Here is a 19,792-nt window from a genome sequence, read left to right as displayed (position 1 = left end):
GTTCTTCTCCGAGAAGGGGCACCCGCTGCTGGATGACGTGCAGCTTTCGGGGGTGCGGTGGACGGCGGGGGACAATCCACCTGGAAAGCCGCTGGTGAGCGCGGGGGACGCGGTGCTGGTGTCCGAAGAGGTGGATGGCCGGGTTCACGTCAACGTGGACCTGTCGCGCTCGAACGTGCAGCGCGTGTCCGCGTGGCCGGTGCTGCTGAGCAACCTGGTGCGCGAGGCCCGGCGCACGCGGGAGGGGTTTCCTCGGCGGCAGTTGATGTTGGGGGAGCCGCTGCTGGTGGTGACGCTGGCGGGGGCGCGTTACACGCTCGTGGGACCGGGGGGCAGCCGGCCGGTGTTTGGCGCGGGCGAGGTGACGCTGTCGCCCCCCACCGGGCCTGGGGCCTATTCGCTGGAGCGTGACGGCGACGTGGTGGACACGGCGCAGGTGCTGGCGCTGGACGCCCGGGAGTCGGACCTGCGTGCGCGCGGACGCGCGGACGTGCCGGCACGCGAGGCGGGGGAAGACGACGCGGGAGGCAACGCGCCGGGCCGGGCTCGATGGCCCCTGGTCCTGCTGCTCGCCGCGTTGGTGGCGGACTTCTATCTCACGCGGCGAGAGCCGTCGGGCGCCTCCGGGACGAGTGCGCCTGGCACTGGGGGCGCGTCATGAACGCGTTATCGGTGCGACGGGACGATTCGATGAAGGCGTGCGAGGTGAACGTGCGGTGGATGATGGGGCGCCCGGTATCCGTGCTGCTTGAGGCCGCCATGGCTTCCAGTCGCTGGAGCCGCGGATGACCTTCTCCCTCCCGCAGGCGTGGGTGCTGCTGCTGCCGCTGGGCCTCTTCCTCTGGAAGTACGGCCGCCGGCCCGGCCCGCCCATGTGGCTGCGCGCCGCGCTGCTGGTGCTCGTCGTCGGCGCGCTCTCGGGCCCCGCGCTGCGGCTGGCCGACGCGGGCAGTGACGTCGTCGTGGTGGTGGACCGCTCCGCGTCCATGCCTCGCGACGTGGACCGCACGGCCCAGGAGCTCGTCACCCTGCTGGAGTCGCAGCGCCGTCCCGGGGACCGCGTGGGCGTCATCACCTTCGGGCGGGAAGCGCGCGTCGAGCAGCCCCTGTCCAGCCTCGGCGGCTTTGGCGGCTTCACGCGCCCCGTGGACGCGGAGGCCTCCGATTTGTCCGCCGCGTTGGACGCCGCGAGCGCCCTCATCCCCGACGAGCGCACCGGCCGCGTGCTGGTGCTGTCCGATGGCCGCGCCACGGGCGTGGATGCGCGCGGCGCCGCGCGGCGCCTGGCGGCCCGGGGGCTCGCCGTGGACTGGCGTCACCTCGCACGCCCTGAACCGCCGCTCGACGTGGCCGTCGTCTCCGTGGACGTCCCCGCCGCCGTCTCCGAGCGCGAGCCCTTCCAGTTCTCCGCCGTGGTGCACGCCTCCGCCGCCGTCACCGGCACCGTCCGCCTGGAGCGCAATGGCCGCGTGCTCCTCCAGGGCCCCTTCGACTTCCAGCCTGGCCCCAACGTGCTGCCGCTGCGCGACCTGGTCGAAGAGCCCGGCCTGGTCCGCTACCAGCTCTCCGTGGCCGCCCCCGGCGACGGCGTGGTGGAGAACGACCGGGGCGTCGCCGTGCTGCGCGTGGAGGGCCCGCCCCGGGTGTTGCTGCTCACGAACCAGTCCCGGGGCACGCTCGCGCAGTCGCTCGCCGCTTCAGGGTTGCAGCTCGACGTGCGCCCGCCGTTCCGCCTCACGCTGGATGACCTGGACGGCGTGGGCACCGTGGTGCTGGAGAACGTGGACGCGAATGCGCTCGGCGAGCCGGGACTCAACGCGCTGGCGGCCTACGTCGAGCAGGCCGGTGGCGGGCTGGTGATGACGGGCGGACGCAACAGCTTCGGAGAGGGTGGCTTCCGTCGCTCGCCCGTGGAGCCGCTGCTCCCCGTGTCCCTGGAGATGCGCGAGGAGCAGCGCCGCGCGTCCCTGGCGCTGAGCGTGTTGATGGATGCCTCCTGCTCCATGGGGATGACCGTCCCGGATGGGCGGACGAAGATGGAGCTGGCCGCCGAGGGCGTCGTGGCCGCGCTGACGCTGCTCAACCCCAAGGACGAGGTCTCCGTGCACATGGTGGACACGGCGGCCCATGAAATCTTCCCGCTCAGTCCGGTGGAGGAGGGGTTGCCCCTGGACGCCGTCGCGCGCGGCTTCAGCGGTGGCGGCGGCATCTACGTGGGCGAGGCGCTCCGCACCGGCCGCACGGAAATCCTCCGCAGCGAGAAGTCCACGCGCCACGTCCTCCTGTTCTCCGACGCAGCGGACTCCGAGGAGCCCGAGGACTACCAGCGCACGCTGGCCCACTTGCGCGAGCAGGACGTGACGGTGTCCGTCATCGGGCTGGGCGTGCCCTCGGACCCGGACGCGGACCTGCTCCGGGAGGTGGCCCACCGGGGCGGTGGGCGCGTCTACTTCGCCGAGGACGCGATGAGCCTGCCGCGCATCTTCAGCCAGGAGACGCTCACGGTGGCGCGCGCCACCTTCGTGGATGAGCCCGCGTCGCTGGAAGGCGCGCCGGACCTGCCGCTGCTCGGCAGGCTGTCCGCGCAAGGGCTGCCCCAGGTGGGCGGCTACAACCTCACCTACCTCAAGCCCCGCGCCAACGTGGCGCTGCGCACCCTGGACACGAATGGCGCGCCCGTCCTGGCGATGTGGCCGCGAGGCGCGGGGCGCACGGTGGCCTTCACCGCGGAGGTGGACGGGCCGTACACCGGCGAGCTGCGGACGTGGGCCTCCCTGCGCGCGGCCCTGGAGGGGATGGTGCGCTGGACGCTGGCGGGCGCGGCGCCCGTCGGGGACGCGGTGGTGCGCACCGAGCGGCGGGGGCACCTGCTGCGCGTGACGCTGGACCTGCCTCCGGGCGAGGCGCTGCCCGGCGCGGCGCCGACGATGGTGCTCCTGCCCGGCGACGGCCGCGCCGCGCCGGTGGAGCGTCCGATGCGCTGGGAAGATGAAGACCGGCTCGTCGCCGAGTACCCGCTGGAGGGCAGCGGGACGTGGCACCCGGTGGTGCGGCTGGGCGCGAAGGTGCTGCGCGCGCCGCCCGTCACGCTGCCCTACGCGCCGGAGTTCGAGCCCGGCTCCGCGAAGGCGGGGCTGGAGCTGCTGCGCGCCGTCGCGGCCGTGGGCGGCGGCGTGGAGCGCTTGTCCATGACGGGCCTCTTCATGGAGGCCCCGGAGTCGCTGGGCCGCGTGGCCCTGGCGCCGTGGCTGGTGGCCCTGGCGCTGGCGCTGCTGCTGGCGGAGGTGGCCGTGCGCCGCTTCCTCTCCGCGCCACGGCGGCGTGCGTCGCGGACCCGCGAGCGCCCCGTGCCCGTCCCCGCGGCACCCGGGGCGTCCTCGGCGCCGTCGCACGCCCAGGCCACACGGACGGCCCCGACGTCCGCTCCGCCCACCCACGAGGGCGACGCGGCCGTGACGCCAGCGAAGCCGGCCGAGGGGAGCGTGGACTCCGCGCTGGACGCCGCGCGAGCCCGGGCCCGTCGGCGGCTGGACCGTTGAGACGAAGGCGTGGGGAGAGGTGCGGGCCGCCCCGGACAGGAAGGGGCTGGCACAGGTGAGGGCGACTGTCCGCGGTGGGTACGAGTCGCCCCGAACGAGAAGGGGGGATCGGAGATGTGGGGCGACCCGCGCCCTGCGAAACGCACAGGGTGAATGAGTGGATACACGAGCAGTGTATGATTTGCAACACGGGTCTAAAATTTTCCGTGGGTGGAATGTGATGCGGTAGCGCACGCCCTGGCCGGGCCGAGGTGTCGGGCACCCGGCAGCGGGCGCGCGTGGCTCCCACCATTCAACATCCGCGGCGTGCTGGAAGGGCCGTGGGCGCTGCCTCGCGGCGGAGGCTTCGTAAAGAGGGCGCATGAACGTGCTCTCCCGACTCTCCCTCGGCGCGGCGGCGCTGCTGTTCCTGGTGGACTGCGCGCACCGCGCGCCCTTGGCCGCTCCGGAGCCCGAGGTCCCCGCGCCGACGCTGCCGCCCCCGGACCCGAGCTTCGACGTGCAGCGCTACAGCACCGTCATCGGCTGGCCGGAGGGGACGCAGCCGGTGGCGCCCGACGGCTTCGAGGTGACGCGGTACGCGGACGGCTTCCAGAACCCCCGGTGGATGTACGTGCTGCCCAACGGCGACGTGCTGGTGGCCGAGGCCGCCTCCCTGTTCAAGGACGAGGAGGACCGCGCGGAGGCCATGGAGACGGGGAAGGTCCGCTCGCAGAACATCGGCACCAGCGCCAACCGCATCACCCTGCTGCGGGACGCGGATGGAGACGGCCGCCCCGAGGTGCGTGAAGTCTTCCTGGAGGGGCTGAATCAACCGCTGGGCATGGCGCTCGTGGGCAACCAGCTCTACGTGGCGAACACCGACGGCGTGTGGCGCTTCCCCTACGCGCCGGGCGCGACGACGCTGCGCGCCCAGGGGCAGAAGGTGCTGGAGTTGCCCGCTGGCGGCTACAACAACCACTGGACGCGCAACCTGCTGGCCAACGCGGACGGCTCGAAGCTCTACGTGGCGGTGGGCTCGGCGAGCAACAACGCCGAATACGGCCTGAAGGAAGAGGAGCGCCGCGCCAACATCCTCGAAATCAATCCGGATGGCAGCGGCGAGCGCATCTTCGCCAGCGGCCTGCGCAACCCGGTGGGCATGGCCTGGGCGCCGGGCACGCGCACGCTGTGGACGGCGGTCAACGAGCGCGACAACCTGGGCGAGGACCTGGTGCCGGACTACCTCACGCACGTCGAAGAAGGGGCCTTCTACGGCTGGCCCTATGCCTACTTCGGCGCGCACGAGGACCCGCGCATGGCGGGCCAGCGGCCGGACCTGGTGGCGAAGACGCGCGTGCCGGACGTGGCCCTGGGCTCGCACACGGCCTCGCTGGGGCTGGCCTTCTACGAGGGCCAGGCGTTCCCCAGCCGGTACCACGGTGGGGCCTTCATCGGGCAGCACGGCTCATGGAACCGGCGCGTGCTGTCTGGCTACAAGGTCGTCTTCGTGCCCTTCCGGGACGGCCAGCCCAGCGGACCGCCGGAGGACTTCCTCACGGGCTTCATCGCCGATGCGTCCGGGGCCCGCGTCCATGGCCGGCCGGTGGGCGTCACCGTGTTGCCAGACGGCTCGCTGCTCGTCGCGGACGATTCGAGCAACACCCTGTGGCGCGTCTCCGCGAAGCGCTGAGCTTCGCGGAGGGGGCGCCGGGTCATCCAACGTGGGTGCGCAGCTCCTGCTCCAGCTTCGCGCGGGGCTGGGCACCCAGCAGTTGCCGCACGACCTTGCCCTCCTTGAAGAGCAGCAGCGCCGGGACGGAGCGGATGCCATAGCGCATGGCGGACTCCGGATTGTCGTCCACGTCCAGGCTCGTCACTTTCAGCCGTCCCCGGAAATCAGCGGCAATCGCGTCGAGCACGGGGGCGAGCGCGCGGCACGGCGGGCACCACGCGGCCGTGAAGTCCACCAGCACGGGCTCGGGTGACTCCAGCACCTCCCCTTGAAAGTGCGCGTCGTCCAGCGGGATGACGTGGGTCGTCATGGTGTGTCCTCCTGTCGCGGCCGGGCGCGTGGGCCCGGCCTGGGTGTGGACCCAGGTGTAGTGGCCTCGACGGAAGGGGACGAGCGCCCGCGAGGGAACGCTGTGTTGCGCGAGGTCCCTTACCGATTCCGGGTGGACGTGGGCTCGGTGGCGTCATCCCACGGGAGCGCGGCGCCGCGTTCGCTCAGCAGCGACAGGAAGGCGCGGACCTTGGGCGGGAGCTGCCGCTTGCTGGGGTAGACGGCGAAGACGGGGATGCCCGGCGGCGTCTCGGCTTCCAGCACCGGGACGAGCAGCCCGCCGCGCACGTCCTCGGCGACGAGCGAGGCGGGCAGCCGCACCACGCCCAGGCCCGCGCGCGCGGCCGCTTGTCCCGCGCGCACACTGGGAACGCGCAGACGTCCCGTCACCGGATGGCTCTTCGCGCCGCGGCCCTCGCCGAAGAACCAGACCTCGTCGGTGCCGGGCGCGGCGAGCACGACGCAGGCATGACCTTGCAGCTCCGCCGCGGTCCGGGGTGTCCCTTGCCTCGCGAGATAGGCCGGGCTGGCGTAGTAGCCGGTGCGAAGGCGCCCGAGCCTTCGGGCCACCATGGCGGAGTCCGCGAGCGGGCCGGTCCGCAGCGCCAGGTCGTACTCCTCGGAGATGAGGTCCACGTGGGCTTCGGCGAGTGAGACCTCCACGCGGAGCAGGGGATGACGCAACAGCAGCTCGGCGATGAGCGGGGTCAGCAGCTCGCCCAGCAGGGAGAGCGTGGCGATGCGCAGGGTGCCCTGCGGCGTGACGCGCGACTCGCCGAGCGCGCGGTTCACCTCGCGAGCCTCCGCCACCAGCCGCGCGCAGTGGGCGTGGTAGTCGCGGCCCACCTCCGTGAGCCGGAGCCCGCGCGGGTTGCGCTCGATGAGCCGGACGCCGAGCCGCTCCTCCAACGCCGCCAGGCGGCGGCTCACCGTGGACTTGCGCAGCCCCAACCGCTCCGCCGCGGCGGTGATGCCGCCGGTCGCCACCACCTCGGTGAACAGGAGCATGTCATCCAGGAGGGGCGGGCTCGCGGGCACGCGGCAAGGCTACCAGGGCGCTCAGGGCGCCAGGGTGGGGATGCAGCCGGACACTAATAATCCGCCAGTCATTTAAAATAAGAAATTCTTGAATAATGTTTCACGCGGCTGGAGCCTCGGCCTCCCCTGGCCGTGCCCGGTGAGCAGCGCTCTCCGGGTTCGCGGCCCATCCCCCCGAGGACGCGATGAAGACGCGATTGTGGTTGCTCCTGGTGCCCGCGCTGGTGGCGGCCGGCTGTGGTCCCATCGACGCGGAAGAAGAGCCCGTCATCGACGAGCTGACCGGCCAGGTTTTGCTGGAGGCCACCACGAAGTACGACATGCACCGGCTGCTGGAGGACACCGACATCACCGGGAGCCAGTGGGTGACCACCGCGCAGGTGCAGGCCTTCCTCCAGCAGAACAACTCGTTCCTGGCGAACTACCGGGACCCGGCCTTCAACAACAAGACGGCCGCCGCGCTCATCGTCGAGCGCTCCAAGGCCTTTGGCATCAGCCCGCTGTACATGCTGGCCCGCATCCAGGTGGAGTCCAGCCTCATCCAGAGCGGCAACTCCAACAACCTGGCCAAGGCCACCGGCTGTGGCTGTCCGGACACCAGCGGCTGTGACGCGCAATACGTGGGCTTCGGCAAGCAGATTGACTGCTCCGCCAAGAAGCTGCGCGGCTACCTGACGGACCTGGACGCGGGCCGTCCCACCATCTCCGGCTGGCGCGTGGGCGTGACGAAGTCCACGTCGGACCCGTGCTCGGTGCGCCCCGCCAACAAGGCGACGGCGGCGCTCTACACGTACACGCCCTGGGTGGGCGCGTATGCCCTCCAGTGTGGCCGCACCAACGTGGGCGGCTCGTCGCTGGTGGCCGTCGTCTACCACCGCTACGAGTCGGCCTACGCCTGGGGCTCCGCCTCCGGCTGCTTCTCCGAGACGGCCGGCGCCACCTTGCCGGAGCTCGGCTGCGTGCAGAGCTCGTCGGATGCCATGTGGCGGCAGTGCCAGTCGGGCGCCTTCACCGCGGGCAGCGTGGCCAAGCCGACGAATTGCACCGCGTCCTACGGCTGGTGCTCCTCCGCCACGCTGGGCCGCTCCGTGCCGGTGCGCACCTGCGTGCAGTCCACGGGTGACGGGCAGTGGCACCAGTGCGGCGCCAACAGCGCGTGGCTGAGCGCGCCGAGCGCGCCCATCTCCGGCGCGGGCCCCGCGGGCTCGTGCTTCGCGATGTACGGCCTCTAATCGTCGAAGCGGCGGCTCCCGCCCGGAAGGACGGGGGCCCGCCGTGTCCCAGCGCGCCTCAGTACTGGTTGGTCCAGATGAGGTCCAACCCGCCCGAGCGCGCGTCGCCGTACTGGCCTTCCAGGCTCCAGCGCGTGCCCAGCTGGTACTCGAAGCGCACCGCGTTGGCGTTCTCTCCCTGCTGGAGGTTGGCGCCCACGCGGCCGGTGTAGCCGACGTAGATTTTGTCCGTCACGTACGTGCCGACCTCCAGCTTGGTGCCCGCGATGCCGGAGTCCCCCGCCTCGATGGAGACCACGTCCAGGGGCAGCTTCGCGGCCAGGGCCTTGCGGGCCTCGTTGGCCACCAGCGAGCCCACCACGGACGCGGCCTGCGCGCTGGCGTTCATGGAGGCACCGGAGCTGCGCTCCAGCGTGCGCCGGCCCGTCGCCAGCAGCGTGTAGATTTCCGACTCCGGCAGCGGCGGGTCGCTGGTGGGCTTGATGGTGATTTCCCGCCCCTGGCCCCGGATGGTGACGAACACGGTGACCTTGGCGCCGTCGTTGCGGTGCTCGGCGGTGACGTTGATGTACGGCGACATGGCCGGGCCGGTGAAGCGCACCTGGCTGTCGCGCTGGACGTCGAAGCGGCGGCCCAGCACGTCCACGCGTCCGCGCAGCACGCGCACCTCACCGAACAGGCGCGCCACGTCCGTGTATTCGACGCGGAAGTCCTCCGACAGCCCCAGCTCCGCGTTGATGTCGGAGCCCTTCACCCAGAGGTTGCGGGGCGCATTCACATTCACCCAGAACACCATGGGCGGCGTGGCCGCTTCGTCCGGGGGCGCGCCTTCGGCGGGGGTCCCATCGGGATTCGTCGGCGGCTGCGCCTGGGCGGCCTCCTTGCGCTTCTTGGGGTTCAACGGCTCGCCGTTGCGCACCAACACCACGTCCCCGGGACGCTCCAGCGCCTGCAAATCCTTGCGCTTGGCTTCCGGCAGCTCGATGGTGGCCTCGGGGATGGCGACGTTGCGCAGGTTGACCAGGCGCTGGGACAGCGTGCCCTCCACCTTCGCGCGCAGGCTCACCAGCGCCATGAGCTGGTCGTCGACGATGATGGGGAAGTCGCGCATCACCAGCGGCGGCTCGGCCGTCCCGGGGCTGGACAGCTCGTACTCATTCCGGGCGTTGAGCACCGCGGTCAGCGGCGAGTTGAGGTGGAGTGAGCCGTTGCCGGCCTTCGCCGACAGCGTCGTGACGGCGATGGATTCGCGGCTGGCCTTCAGGGCGAGCTGGATGTCGCGGTACTCGCCCAGGCCCATCAGCCCCAGCTTGCCGTCCTTCCACTCCAGGCTGCCGTTGATGCGGGGCGCGCCCAGCGTGCCGGCGACGCTGGCGTCCGCCTGGAGCACGCCGCCGATGCTGCGCAGCATCTCCACCGTGCCGGAGAGGAAGGCCGGGTTGAAGTCGCGCGCCTTGAGCGTGACCTCCACCGGCGCGTTGTCTGTCTGCAGTCCCTGGGTGAGCGCGGGCAGTGACACGTCCAGGCCCAGGCCTCCGTTCACCAGCATGGTGCCGCCGCCCGGCTCGGTGAGCAGCAGGTCGAAGCGGGAGCGGGTGTCCCGGTACGTGTAGTTCAGGCGCACCTGGCCCAGCCCCGTGTTGCCCACGCCCAGGTCCTGCACGCCAGCGGTGAGCTCCAGCTGCGGCGTGTCGAGCGTGCCCCGCGCGCCCAGCTCCATGGCCAGCACGCCCTGGATGCCCGTGGGCCGGCCGCCCTGCGGTGGCGGCGCGCCCTCCGCCACGGGCGACTCCGGGGTGGCCAGGCCGGGGAGCTCCTTCAGCGGCACCGGGCCCACGCGGCCGGTGATGTTGAAGGGGATGTGGCCGTAGACCTCGCGGTCCTGGAGCGCGCCCAGCGGGGCCGCCAGCGTGGCCGTCAGCTGCGCCAGCGGCCCGTCCTGGCGCTGCGCGTTCAGCGTCAGCTTCACGTCCTGGTCGCCGCCCACGACGCTGAGCTGCCCGTTCATGGGCGGCAGCCCGTTCATCGTCACCGCGTGGGCCTGCACGCGCAGCGTCGCCTGGGGCACCAGCACCGAGCCCTCGAAGTCCAGCTCCGCCGTCACCGTGCCGCCCGTCTGCTGCACGCCGCTCATGCCCTCGAGCAGGGTGAGGGGCAGCTGCGTGACGCGGGCCTCCACGCCCAGCGTCGTCGCGAAGAGCGCATCGGGCGTGGGCGGCTTCGCCATCAGCCCGCCCACCGTGAAGGGCGTCCGCAGGGCCACGTACGTCGGGGAGCCCAGGCCCTCCACGTCCAGGCGCGCGTCCAGCGTCCGGTCCTCGCGGTCGGACACGGCGCGCAGCTGGAAGGCCAGCGGCACGGGCAGCGAGAAGCCCGGCGGCGGCGTCTGGTAGCGCACGTCCTGCCCGCGCAAGGTGAAGTCCAGCAGGGGCTCCCGCGCCGGGCCTTCCACGGTCAGCGTGCCCGCCAGCGTGCCGCTGGCGCTCTCGGGCTGGCCCGCGAGCTTCATGGCGCCGGCGATGTCCAGGTCCTCCAGCTCCACGCGCACGGACATCGCGTCGCGCCGGCGCTTGAGCACGCCCTGCACCGGCACGTCGAACTCGGCGGCGAGCCGCGCCACGGGCAGGCTGGCCGCCAGCGTCCCGGTGGCGCGGTCCTTCACGTAGCGCGCCTTCACCTCCGCCTGGAGCCCCTCGTAGCCGCGCGCGCTGCCGTCTTCCAGCCGCAAGTCGGCCTCCGCGTCGGGGCGCGCCATCGTCCCGCTGACGGCGGCGTGGCCCGTCAGCCTGCCGCCCAGGCCCAGCGACTCGGGGACGAAGGACCTGGGCAGCCGCGACAAGTCGAACGCGCCCAATTCCACGCGCGCGGTGACGCGCTGGCCGCGCATCGCGCCCTGGAGCGACAGCGTCTGCCCCTCCGACGCGAGCCGCAGCGGGGGCTCCACCTCGACGTTGCCTCCGCCGAAGCCCAGGTGCGTGGGCGCCTGGAGCGTCCAGGTGGCCTCCGGCCAGAACAGCGCCAGCTGCTGGATGGCCAGCCCCTGGCCATCGCCATCCACCTCGCCACTGAGCGTGAGCCCCAGCTCCGCGTCTCCCGCCACGCGCACGCTGGCCTCCAGCGCGCGCTCCTGCGTGGCCAGCGTGACGGCGACGTCGCGCAAGTCCCGCCCGCCCGCCTTCAGCCGGGACACCACCAGCGTGGCGTTGGACGTGAGGGGATGGCTGACGTCCGGCATCTCCAGCTTCAGGGACACGTCCTGCGCCGCCACGTCGCCGTACCGCAGCGCCGCGAAGCCGCCGTCGACCTTCACCGCGGGCGTGCGCAGCGGGCCCTTCACGGAGAAGTCCAGCGTGCCGTTGCCCGCCATGGGCGCCACCACGCCCGGCATCAGCTTGGACAGCATCCGCGACAGCAGGGCCAGGTTGCCGGCAGTGAGGCCGCCCTCCAGGTTCACCGACTCCGCCGTGCCGTCTCCCTTGGCCTGCAGGGCCACGCCCGGCGCGAGCATCCGCAGCCGCATCAGCGAATACCGGCCCTCCTTCGCGCTGGCCTCCAGCTCCACCGGGCCCAGCGGCTGGCCCAGGTACTCGGACGGGGACACGGTGAGCTTCACCTCGCCTTCCATCGACTCCAGGCTCGTGCCTCCGCCCTTCGCGTCCAGGTCCGCGGCGATGCGCGTCCTGGGGCCCTGCGCCAGCAGCTCCGACAGGTCCACGTCGCGCGCCTTCACGGACAGACCGTCGGTGCGCATCCGCTCCAAATCCAGGCCGCCCTTCACGGACAGGGAGGCGCTGGCGGCCTTCGCGGTGACGTCCACCTGGGCCGCGTCACCCTCCAGCCCGGCGGAGCCCTCCGCGGACACCGGCACCAACAAGGGCCAGGTGGGCACGAAGGCCCGCAGCAGGTCGGGCGGCGCGGACAGGCGCCGCAGCTCCAGCCCTGCCTGGAGCGGGCCCTCCGGTACGCCCGGCGGCGTCTCCGGAGGCAGCTTCGCGCGGCCGCTGGCATCCAGCGCCAGCCCCGCGGCCTCCAGGTCGACGTCGCCCTCGAAGGCGCCCTCTTCGCCGCGGGCCTTCAGCGCCAGCCGCACGGGCCCGGGCACGGGGCGGGTGAGGCTCGCGGTGGCCTCCAGGTTCGCGCCCACGCCCTGGGTCGCGGCGGCGTAGCGGGCCGAGCCCCGGGCCTCCAGGTCCTCCAGCCGCACCTGCCGCTCACCGCCTTCGGGCAGCGCCTGGCGGAAGTCGACATAGCCGTCCTCGAGCACCAGCTCGTGCAAGTCCAGCGTCAGCGAGCCGCGGCCCGTGGAGGGCTCCTCGGGGCTGGGCGTGCGAGGCTCCAGCGCGCGCGTCAGGTTCAGCCCGCGCTCGTCCTGGGCCAGATACAGGCGCGGACGCTCGATGCGCGCGGAGGAGAGGTCCACGTGCTGGCGCACCAGCCCCGCCAGCCGCGCGCGCACGTCCACCCGGGCAAGCTCCGCCACCAGCTCGCCTTCGGGGTCATACAGCTTCACGTCCTCCAGGATGACGCCGCCCAGGGACAGGTCCAGGCGCCCCAGCTCCAGCCGGCCGGAGAGCTGCTCGTTGGCCAGCGCGAGCCCCTTCTGGACGAGCCAGGCCTCTCCGCGCGACGTCGTGGCGAAGACGAGCACGCCCGCGACGACGAGCACGATGAGGCCCACCAGGCCCAGCAGGCTCCACAGCACGCGACGGCCCCAGCGCGCGGGCCGGCTCGGGGGGGATTGCGTCAAAACGCCTCTCCAATCGACAGGTGCAGCGCGCACTGCCCGTCCGGAGCGCCCGCAAACGCGCCGCTGGGCGTCGTCGGACCCGTGGGCCTCCACCGGCTTCCGATGCCGAAGCAGCCTCCGGCTTCGGGATAGATGTATCCCGGGGTGGAAACGGGCAATCCCCCGCCGATGTTCAACCGCCGGGCGATGTCCAGCCGGATGGGCCCCACGACGGTCAGATACCGCAGGCCCATGCCCACGGCGTGGTAGTGCTGGGGGCCGAAGAGCTTGGGCCGGTTCGCGTGGGCGAAGTCCTCGATGCCCACCAGGCCCGTGTCATAGAAGGCCGCCACCATCAGGCTCTCCGTGAACTGGTAGCGCATCTCCACCGACGTCTCGAAGAGGCTGTTGCCACCCACGGGCACGGTGTCCCACTCCTCGTCCTGGACGACCTCCGGGACGCCGTCGCCGTCCACGTCCGCGGTGCGCTGCAGGGCGGCCAGGGGGGACAGGCGCTGGCCGTTGAAGCCCCGCATGAACGTGCCACCGCCCGAGAAGAAGCGGGTGACGATGGAGCTCTGGCCGCCGCCCGCGGGGTTCAGCGTGCCCGCGCGCACCTTCGCCGCCAGGATGAACCGCTTGTCCTCGCCGAACGAGCGGTAGAAGCGCAGGTCGGGCAGCAGGCGGACGTAGTTGAAGTCTCCGAAAAGCGGACCGCCGCCCTTCTGGAGGGAGAGGGAGAGGTAGTAGCCGTCGCGCGGCTCGATGACGTCATCGCGCCGGTCCCAGGTGAAGGCCAGCTCCAGGAAGCTGAGCGCCACGTCGCACTGCTCCTGGCCTTCGCCGCAGCCCAGGACGATGGGCGGCACCCGCGAGTCCGCGCTGACACGGCCGCTGAGCCGGTACACCTGGAGGTTGTACGAGGGGAAGATGGAGAAGTCGGGGTGCGGCTGCCAGATGACGCCCGTCTGGAGCCTGCCGCCCCAGAAGTCATAGGCCTGCTCCAGGCCCTTCTCCACGCTGAGCGAGTTCTGCGCCCGCAGGTCCCGGAAGAGGAAGCGGGGCTGCTCGTATTCAGCGGTGACGTCGAAGACGGGGCCGTTCTTGTTGAAGCTGAGGACGTTGGGGATGAAGGCGTAGCCCAGCCGGCCGCGGACGGTGAAGCGGCGCAGGCCGCCGCCGAAGTTCCGGTGGGTCCACTCGCCCACCGCGCGGACCTCCTGCCGGGCCGCGTCCACGCCCAGGCCGCCGCCCAGCCGCACCGAGCGGAAGGGCGCCTCGCGCACGTCCACCACCACGGGCACCGTGCCGGACTCGCGGTCCGGCGCGCCGCGGTTCACCTTCACCGCGCCGAACACGCCCATGCGGAACACGCGCGCCTGCGCGTTGGCCAGCGCCGTCTCGCTGTACCAGTCCCCCTTCTTCAGCGCGCCCGTCACCTGTTCGATGATGCGGCGCGGAGGCACCTGGGGATTGGCGTCCGTGGCGACGAAGGTGTTGCCGAAGCGGTAGCGGATGCCGGGCCGGGTGCGCAGCGCCACCACCGCCTGCCGGGTGTCCACGTCCACCCGCACCTCACCGTCGACTTCGGCCTCGGCGTAGGCCAGCTCGCGCAGCCGCTCCTGGACGCGGACCTTGGCTTCCTCCCAGGCCTCTTCCCTGAAGACGTCGCCCTCGTGCAGGGGCAGCCCGTCCAGCACGTACTCGCGGTGCTCCTCACGCACGTCCTCCGGCAAGGTGTCCAGGCCCGTCACCTGGATTTCGCTGATGCGGGTGGGCTCGCCCTCCTGCACGCGGATGTCGATGGCGACCTGGTCGTCACCGTCCGGGTTCACCTCGGCGTTCGTGACTTTCGCCTGGTAGTAGCCCTGGGCCTGGTAGTACCGCTCGATGCGCCGCAGGTCCGCCTGCCAGGCGTTGGCGTCGAAGTAGCTGGGGCCGCCAAAGGGCCAGAAGCCCCAGAAAGGCGTCGCCGTGGTGAGGATGCGGTCCTTGATGGCGCCCTCGCTCACCTGGTCCGTTCCCTGGATTTCCAGGTCGGTGACCTTGGGCCCCGAAGGGGGCGGCGCATTCGTGGTGGCGCAGGCCGCGGCGAGCAGCAGCGCGAGTGGAGTGGCAAGGCGGAGGTGTCTGAGCAGGTCGGCGGCCACGGGAGGTTTCATAGCCGGAAGGCTCGCGGCCCCAACACTTCTTCCGTCCAGGATGGCAATGCTTTGTCGCATACCGGGACGTCGGGCGGGACTCCAGTGTCCGGTGCTCCGGAGTGGCGCCTCGTGAAGACGTGCAAGCCGCGCCCGCCTGGCCCAAGATGGGGGGTCATGGCCCAGTCCCGGCGAATCAGAAGCCTGGTGTTCTCCGTGCTCGCGGTTTGCGCGTCCTCGTGTGGTGTCTCCGAGGACGAGGCGGTGCGCCCCAGGGAAGGGGAGAGCTTGTCGGACGCGCCCTACTGCGGCTCGTTCGGCTGTGTGAATCCGTACCAGTTCTGCACGGAAATCTTCCTGGAGTTCGGCCGCTCGCCGCCCATCTGCGTCTTCGATGACGTCTGCGAGCGGCTGGAGTGCGTCAACTCCGGCCGCACCTGCGCCCTGTTCGACGGCTTCCCGGCCCAGGTGAAGTGCATCGAACCGTGAGGCCGTCACCGCCCGGGACTGCGAGTCCCCCGGGCGGACGGTGGCTCAGCGCCGCGCGGACGCGGTGAGCCAGGCCAGCCGCTCGGCGGCCTCGCGCGTGCGCGAATCGGTGAGCAGGTCGCTCACGTTCTGTTCGATTCGGTAGGCCCAGTTCGAATCGCTCATGGAGCCGGGCAGGTTGATGCGGTCCCGGGTGCCGAGCACGTCCTGCCAGGGCAGCACGCACAAGTCGCTGTTGGCGTTGAGCGCCGAGGCCAGCATGGCCCGGTGCACGTCCGGGGTGAACTCGCGGGTGAGGGCCACGCCGTTGAGCTCCGGCCACGAGCGCGCCGCCGCCTGCCGCTCGTGGTCCCCCGCGCCCTCCCACCACTCGGCCACCGTGTCCGTGTCATGCGTGCCGGTGGTGACCAGGGACACCGCCGGGAACTGGCGCGGGTCACGGTAATGGTTGTCGTCGCGCTCCCAGCGCATCACCCGGTAGCCGGGCAGCTGGAGCTCCGCGAGGATGTGGCGCACGAAGGGCGGAATCACGCCCAGGTCCTCGGCGACGATACCGGCGCCCTCGGACAGCAGGCGGAAGGTCTTCTCCCCCAGTCGGCGGTGGCTCTCCTCGTCCGGCGGGATGAAGCGCCCGGCGGGCGTCTGCGCGTCGCGAATCCACTGTCGGAAGTACCCCACCGCGTGGTCCACCCGGCGCAGGTCGTAGTAGCTGGCCGCCTTCTTCGCGCGCAGCTTCAGCCACGCGAAGTCGTCCCGCTCCATGGCCGCCAGGTCGAAGTAGGGCAGGCCCCAGTCCTGGCCCGTGGCGGAGAAGTCATCCGGAGGCACGCCCAGGCGGGCGTCGCGCCGCAGGATGTCCGGGTGCGCCCACACGTCCGCGCTGTCCTGCCCGATGATGAACGGCTCGTCGCCGCACAGGAGGACGTCCCTGGCGCGGGCCTGCGTCCGCACCTCGTTCCACTGCTGCTCGGCCACCCACTGCAGCCAGGCGTGGTAGCGCACGCGGCGCTCCAGCTCCCGGGACTTCTGGGCCAGGGCCTCGGGCTGACGGGTGCGCAGCGGCTCCGGCCACTCCCACCACGGGCGGCGGTCCTCCTGCTCGCTGATGGCGGTGAAGAGCGCGTAGCTCTCCAGCCACTCGCCCTGGGCGTCGCGCCACTGGCGGAAGGACTTCGCCCGCTCGGACTGGGGCGCCCAGTGCCGCGCTTCGAAGACGTCGAAGGCGCGCGCGAAGGCGGCGTCCTTGAGGGGGAAGACCCAGTCGTAGCGCACGCGCGGCGCCGCACGCGCCTCGGCCAACTGGGCGCGCTGCGCGTCGGACAGGGCCGCCTCGCCGCCGGCCGCGGTGAACTCCGGCAGCCGCTGCAGGTCGATGAAGAGCGGATTGAGGCCGAAGGCCGAGCGCGTCGCGTAGGGGCTCGGGTCACCCGGCGCGGTGGGCAGCAGCGGCAGCACCATCAGCATCCGCTGGCGGGCGGCCTGCATCCAGGTGAACAGGCCCTCCAGCGCACCGAAGTCACCGATGCCAAAGTCGCTCTGCGAGCGGAGGGAGAAGAGCGGGAGCAGAAGACCGGAGAGCCGGCCGGGTGTGGACATGGTGCGATGCAATCTGCCCCAGCCCCGCGCCGGTGGGAACTGCCGACGCGCTCCGAATGTGTCTGGGTTCTTCGCTTTCCAGACGGAAGGGCCGTTAACATCCAGGCGTGAACTGGTTGCCGGAGTCTTTCTACGCCCGCCCCGCGCTGGTGGTCGCCCGGGAGCTGCTCGGCGCCTTGCTGGTGGTGGAGGAGGGCGGACAGCGCCGGGTGGGCCGCGTCGTGGAGACGGAGGCCTATCTGGGCGAGCACGACCTGGCGTGCCACGCGGCCAAGGGGCTCACCCCTCGCACCGAGGTCATGTTCGGCCCGGCCGGCGTGGCGTACGTCTATCTGATTTATGGCATGCACCACTGTTTCAACGTCGTGACGGATGCCGCGGGGGTGGGCGCGGCGGTGCTGGTGCGGGCGGTGGAGCCGGTGGAGGGCCTGCCCCCGGGGACGCGCACGGACGGGCCGGGCCGCCTGTGCAAGGCGCTGGGCCTCACCCGGGCACACAACCGGCGGGGCCTGTGTACGCCGGCGCTGCACCTGAGACGCGGGACGCCTGTTCCCGAGTCAGCCGTGTCCCGGGGACCGCGGATTGGCGTGGATTACGCTGGGACGTGGGCCGCCGAACCCTTCCGGTTGTGGGTCCGGGACAGTCAACATGTCAGCAAGGGGCCGTCGCCGGGGGGCCGCAAGCCCGCTTGACGGCGGGCTTCCTGGCTGGTTGGGTGCGCCCCGCCATGTCCGACGAGGCCGTCATGGAAGAGGACCGTCAGCTCCTCTCTCGCGCACAGGATGGGGACGTTTCCGCCTTCGAGGCCCTGGTGGATGCCCACCGGGACAAGGTGTATGGCCTGGCGCTCCGGATGACCCGTTCGGAGGCCGACGCGGCCGAAATCACCCAGGACACCTTCCTGTCCGCCTACCAACACCTGAAGGACTTCCGGGGGGATGCCGCCTTCGGCTCCTGGGTGCACCGCATCGCCGCCAACCATGCGCTCATGCGCCTGCGCCACCGCCGCGTGGCCCAGGCAGCCGAGCAGGAGCTCCAGGGCCCGGAGTTCACCGAGCGGGGCTCCCTGGCGGAGTATCCCCAGACGGACTGGAGCCGGGACGCCGAGGAGAAGGCCCTGGACGCGGAGCTGGGGGCCGCCATCCAGCAGGCCTCGGACCGCCTGCCCGAGGGATACCGGGAGGTCTTCCTCTTGAAAGACGTGGAGGGCCTCAGTTACGAACAGATTGCAGAGGCAACGGGGGACTCCATCCCCGCCATCAAGAGCCGGTTGCACCGGGCACGGCTCGCGCTCCGTGAAGCCATCGACGCTTTCTACAACCGGGACAGTCGCGAGTTGTGAAACGCGACGAAGCGCTCGGCATCTTTGAGAGGAACGAGGGCGCGCCGCAGCCAGCCGAGGTTCGGATGTACAACTGCAAAGATTCCATCAACCTCCTGCTGCAATTTCTCGACGGAGAGATGTCTCCCGAGGACACGCAGCACCTGCGTGAGCACTTGCGCGGGTGCAGCCCCTGTGTGGATTTCCTGCGCACCTACCGGGCCACGCCCGGGCTGTGCAAGAAGGCGCTGGCGGCGAAGATGCCGAAGGAAGTCTCCGAGAAGCTCACCGAGTTCCTTCGCTCCAAAATCAAGTCCGCCTCGTGAACCTGAAGTCATTGTCGTTGCCGGAGTTGGAGGCCGCGCTCGCGCCGCTCTCCCCGTCGCCCGCCGCCGTCCGCAAGGTGTTCGCGGCCGTCTTCGCCCACGGTGCTCAGTCCGTGGAGGAGGTCGCTTCGGCCCGTCAGGTGCCCCGCCGCGTGGGAGACCACCTGCGCGCCCACGCGGAGCTGCCGAAGCTGGCCATCGTCGAGCGCCGCCGCGCGGACGACGGCTTCGTGAAGTACCTCTTCGACTCGCCGCTGGGCGGGCGCATTGAAGCGGTCCGCATCCCCATCTTCGATGAGAAGTACGTCATCTGCGTCTCCAGCCAGGTGGGCTGTGCGCTGGCGTGCGACTTCTGCATGACGGGGAAGTTGGGCTTCAAAAGGAACCTCCAGACGTGGGAGATATTGGACCAGGTGCTCCAGGTCCGGGAGGAAGCGGACCGGCCGGTGCGCGGCGTCGTCTTCATGGGGATGGGGGAGCCGCTCCTCAACTACAAGGAGACGCTGCGGGCCGCGGACATCCTGCGCCACCCGGCGGGGTTCTCCATCGCGGGGGAGGCGATTACCTTCTCCACTGCGGGCCATGTGCCGGCCATCCGCCGCTACGTGCGCGAAGGGCATCCGTACCGGCTGGCCTTCTCCGTGACGAGCGCCATCGCGGAGAAGCGCGCGAAGGTGCTGCCGATTGAGAAGACGCATCCGCTGCCGGAGCTCATCGCCGCCATCCGCGAGTACAGCGAAGTGCGGCGCGAACGGGCGATGATCGCCTATGTCGCCATCAGCGGCTTCAACCTGGGCCGCGAGGACGCCGAGGCGCTGAAGGCCGCCTTCGAGGGCATCCGCATCAAGGTGGACCTCATCGACGTGACGGACCCCACCGGGAAGTACCTGCCGCCCACGCCCGAGGAGCTGAGCGCGTTCCGCGACCACCTCCAGATTCTCAAGTCACCGGTGGCGCGGAGGTACTCCGGTGGCAAGGAGATTGGCGCGGCGTGTGGCACGCTGGCGGCCACGCAGTACGGCGGCACGGTGATGCCGCGGCCCGCCGAGCCGCCTCCCTCCACGACGCCGTAGCGCGCGCGGAAGGCTGGGGCCTAGGGTGGGGAGGGTGGACTGCCGCCGCCCTCATTGTCCCAGCCATCCTCCCGGTGACCCGAGCCGTGCCATTGCGCCGCGGGGGACGCCTGTCGTGTCAGTGGGCTCTTGCTCCAGCTGCCAAAGTCCAGCAACTGGAGGGTCCGGTCCTCTGCCTGGACGCGGTACGCAATCCACTGGTCGCCCAGGAAGATTCGGTGCGCACCGGGGGAGACAAGGGCGAGCTCGCTCGCATGGGGGCGGCTC

At 71.5% G+C, this 19,792-nt stretch carries 13 protein-coding genes and 2 pseudogenes; 9 read left to right on the top strand and 6 right to left on the bottom strand.

Annotated features, from left to right (window positions below):
• The 3 genes and pseudogenes from G4D87_RS14100 to G4D87_RS14090 all read left to right on the top strand — a co-directional run.
• Positions 1-661, top strand: a pseudogene (locus G4D87_RS14100) (vWA domain-containing protein); the annotation flags it as partial.
• 124 nt (positions 662-785) lie between these two features.
• Positions 786-3,539 (top strand): VWA domain-containing protein, encoded by a 2,754-nt coding sequence (locus tag G4D87_RS14095; protein WP_163782585.1) that lies wholly within the window; start codon positions 786-788, stop codon positions 3,537-3,539.
• A 361-nt stretch (positions 3,540-3,900) separates the two neighbouring features.
• Positions 3,901-5,211: a PQQ-dependent sugar dehydrogenase gene (locus G4D87_RS14090; protein WP_163782584.1), complete on the top strand. Its 1,311-nt coding sequence runs from the start codon at positions 3,901-3,903 to the stop codon at positions 5,209-5,211.
• A 22-nt stretch (positions 5,212-5,233) separates the two neighbouring features.
• Here G4D87_RS14090 and trxA read toward each other — a convergent pair whose 3' ends face one another.
• A complete protein-coding gene (gene trxA / locus G4D87_RS14085) occupies positions 5,234-5,563 on the bottom strand; it encodes a thioredoxin (protein WP_163782583.1) in 330 nt (109 codons plus the stop codon).
• A 119-nt stretch (positions 5,564-5,682) separates the two neighbouring features.
• On the bottom strand, positions 5,683-6,591 hold the full coding sequence (locus G4D87_RS14080; protein ID WP_176411322.1) for a LysR family transcriptional regulator: 909 nt from the start codon (positions 6,589-6,591) through the stop codon (positions 5,683-5,685).
• Between the two features lie 215 nt (positions 6,592-6,806).
• Here G4D87_RS14080 and G4D87_RS14075 point away from each other — a divergent pair, with 215 nt between their 5' ends.
• Complete coding sequence (locus tag G4D87_RS14075) at positions 6,807-7,853, top strand: hypothetical protein (protein ID WP_163782581.1); 1,047 nt, start codon at positions 6,807-6,809, stop codon at positions 7,851-7,853.
• 58 nt (positions 7,854-7,911) lie between these two features.
• Here the strand turns inward: G4D87_RS14075 and G4D87_RS14070 are convergent, their stop codons facing one another.
• Both G4D87_RS14070 and G4D87_RS14065 read right to left on the bottom strand, forming a co-directional pair.
• Positions 7,912-12,600, bottom strand: a complete 4,689-nt coding sequence (locus tag G4D87_RS14070) for a translocation/assembly module TamB (protein WP_163782580.1) — start codon at positions 12,598-12,600, stop codon at positions 7,912-7,914.
• Complete coding sequence (locus G4D87_RS14065) at positions 12,597-14,741, bottom strand: BamA/TamA family outer membrane protein (RefSeq protein ID WP_163782579.1); 2,145 nt, start codon at positions 14,739-14,741, stop codon at positions 12,597-12,599. Before G4D87_RS14065 ends, G4D87_RS14070 begins: the two co-directional genes overlap by 4 nt.
• 156 nt (positions 14,742-14,897) lie before the next feature.
• On the opposite strand from G4D87_RS14065, the gene G4D87_RS14060 reads away from it, so the two are divergent.
• On the top strand, positions 14,898-15,209 hold the full coding sequence (locus G4D87_RS14060; protein WP_163782578.1) for a hypothetical protein: 312 nt from the start codon (positions 14,898-14,900) through the stop codon (positions 15,207-15,209).
• Between the two features lie 45 nt (positions 15,210-15,254).
• On the opposite strand, the gene G4D87_RS14055 is transcribed toward G4D87_RS14060, so the two are convergent.
• Positions 15,255-16,805, bottom strand: coding sequence for a 4-alpha-glucanotransferase (locus tag G4D87_RS14055; protein WP_163782577.1), 1,551 nt, complete (start codon positions 16,803-16,805; stop codon positions 15,255-15,257).
• 107 nt (positions 16,806-16,912) lie between these two features.
• Between G4D87_RS14055 and G4D87_RS14050 the strand changes: the two genes are divergently transcribed.
• From G4D87_RS14050 to G4D87_RS14035, 4 genes are all read left to right on the top strand, one after another.
• Complete coding sequence (locus G4D87_RS14050; protein ID WP_163782576.1) at positions 16,913-17,497, top strand: DNA-3-methyladenine glycosylase; 585 nt, start codon at positions 16,913-16,915, stop codon at positions 17,495-17,497.
• 35 nt (positions 17,498-17,532) lie between these two features.
• Positions 17,533-18,147 carry an RNA polymerase sigma factor gene (locus G4D87_RS14045; RefSeq protein WP_163782575.1) on the top strand — a complete coding sequence of 205 codons (615 nt, stop codon included), beginning with the start codon at positions 17,533-17,535 and terminating at the stop codon, positions 18,145-18,147.
• A 65-nt stretch (positions 18,148-18,212) separates the two neighbouring features.
• Positions 18,213-18,452, top strand: coding sequence for an anti-sigma factor family protein (locus G4D87_RS14040; RefSeq protein WP_090488769.1), 240 nt, complete (start codon positions 18,213-18,215; stop codon positions 18,450-18,452).
• Positions 18,449-19,525, top strand: coding sequence for a radical SAM protein (locus G4D87_RS14035; protein ID WP_163782574.1), 1,077 nt, complete (start codon positions 18,449-18,451; stop codon positions 19,523-19,525). Before G4D87_RS14040 ends, G4D87_RS14035 begins: the two co-directional genes overlap by 4 nt.
• Before the next feature lie 20 nt (positions 19,526-19,545).
• Here the strand turns inward: G4D87_RS14035 and G4D87_RS38875 are convergent.
• Positions 19,546-19,792 (bottom strand): annotated as a pseudogene (locus G4D87_RS38875) (hypothetical protein); the annotation flags it as partial.

The sequence above is a fragment of the Myxococcus vastator genome (genome assembly GCF_010894475.1).
GTDB lineage: Bacteria > Myxococcota > Myxococcia > Myxococcales > Myxococcaceae > Myxococcus > Myxococcus vastator.
Note: the sequence above shows the minus strand (reverse complement) of the source record. Positions and strands in the feature narration are given on the sequence as shown.

What these genes read in the sequence shown, in the direction of transcription:
- G4D87_RS14095 (WP_163782585.1), top strand. Translation starts at nt 786, where the DNA reads ATGACCTTCTCCCTCCCGCAGGCGTGGGTGCTGCTGCTGCCGCTGGGC.
- G4D87_RS14090 (WP_163782584.1), top strand. Translation starts at nt 3,901, where the DNA reads ATGAACGTGCTCTCCCGACTCTCCCTCGGCGCGGCGGCGCTGCTGTTC.
- trxA (WP_163782583.1), bottom strand. Translation starts at nt 5,563, where the DNA reads ATGACGACCCACGTCATCCCGCTGGACGACGCGCACTTTCAAGGGGAG.
- G4D87_RS14080 (WP_176411322.1), bottom strand. Translation starts at nt 6,591, where the DNA reads ATGCTCCTGTTCACCGAGGTGGTGGCGACCGGCGGCATCACCGCCGCG.
- G4D87_RS14075 (WP_163782581.1), top strand. Translation starts at nt 6,807, where the DNA reads ATGAAGACGCGATTGTGGTTGCTCCTGGTGCCCGCGCTGGTGGCGGCC.
- G4D87_RS14065 (WP_163782579.1), bottom strand. Translation starts at nt 14,741, where the DNA reads ATGAAACCTCCCGTGGCCGCCGACCTGCTCAGACACCTCCGCCTTGCC.
- G4D87_RS14060 (WP_163782578.1), top strand. Translation starts at nt 14,898, where the DNA reads ATGGCCCAGTCCCGGCGAATCAGAAGCCTGGTGTTCTCCGTGCTCGCG.
- G4D87_RS14055 (WP_163782577.1), bottom strand. Translation starts at nt 16,805, where the DNA reads ATGTCCACACCCGGCCGGCTCTCCGGTCTTCTGCTCCCGCTCTTCTCC.
- G4D87_RS14045 (WP_163782575.1), top strand. Translation starts at nt 17,533, where the DNA reads ATGTCCGACGAGGCCGTCATGGAAGAGGACCGTCAGCTCCTCTCTCGC.
- G4D87_RS14040 (WP_090488769.1), top strand. Translation starts at nt 18,213, where the DNA reads ATGTACAACTGCAAAGATTCCATCAACCTCCTGCTGCAATTTCTCGAC.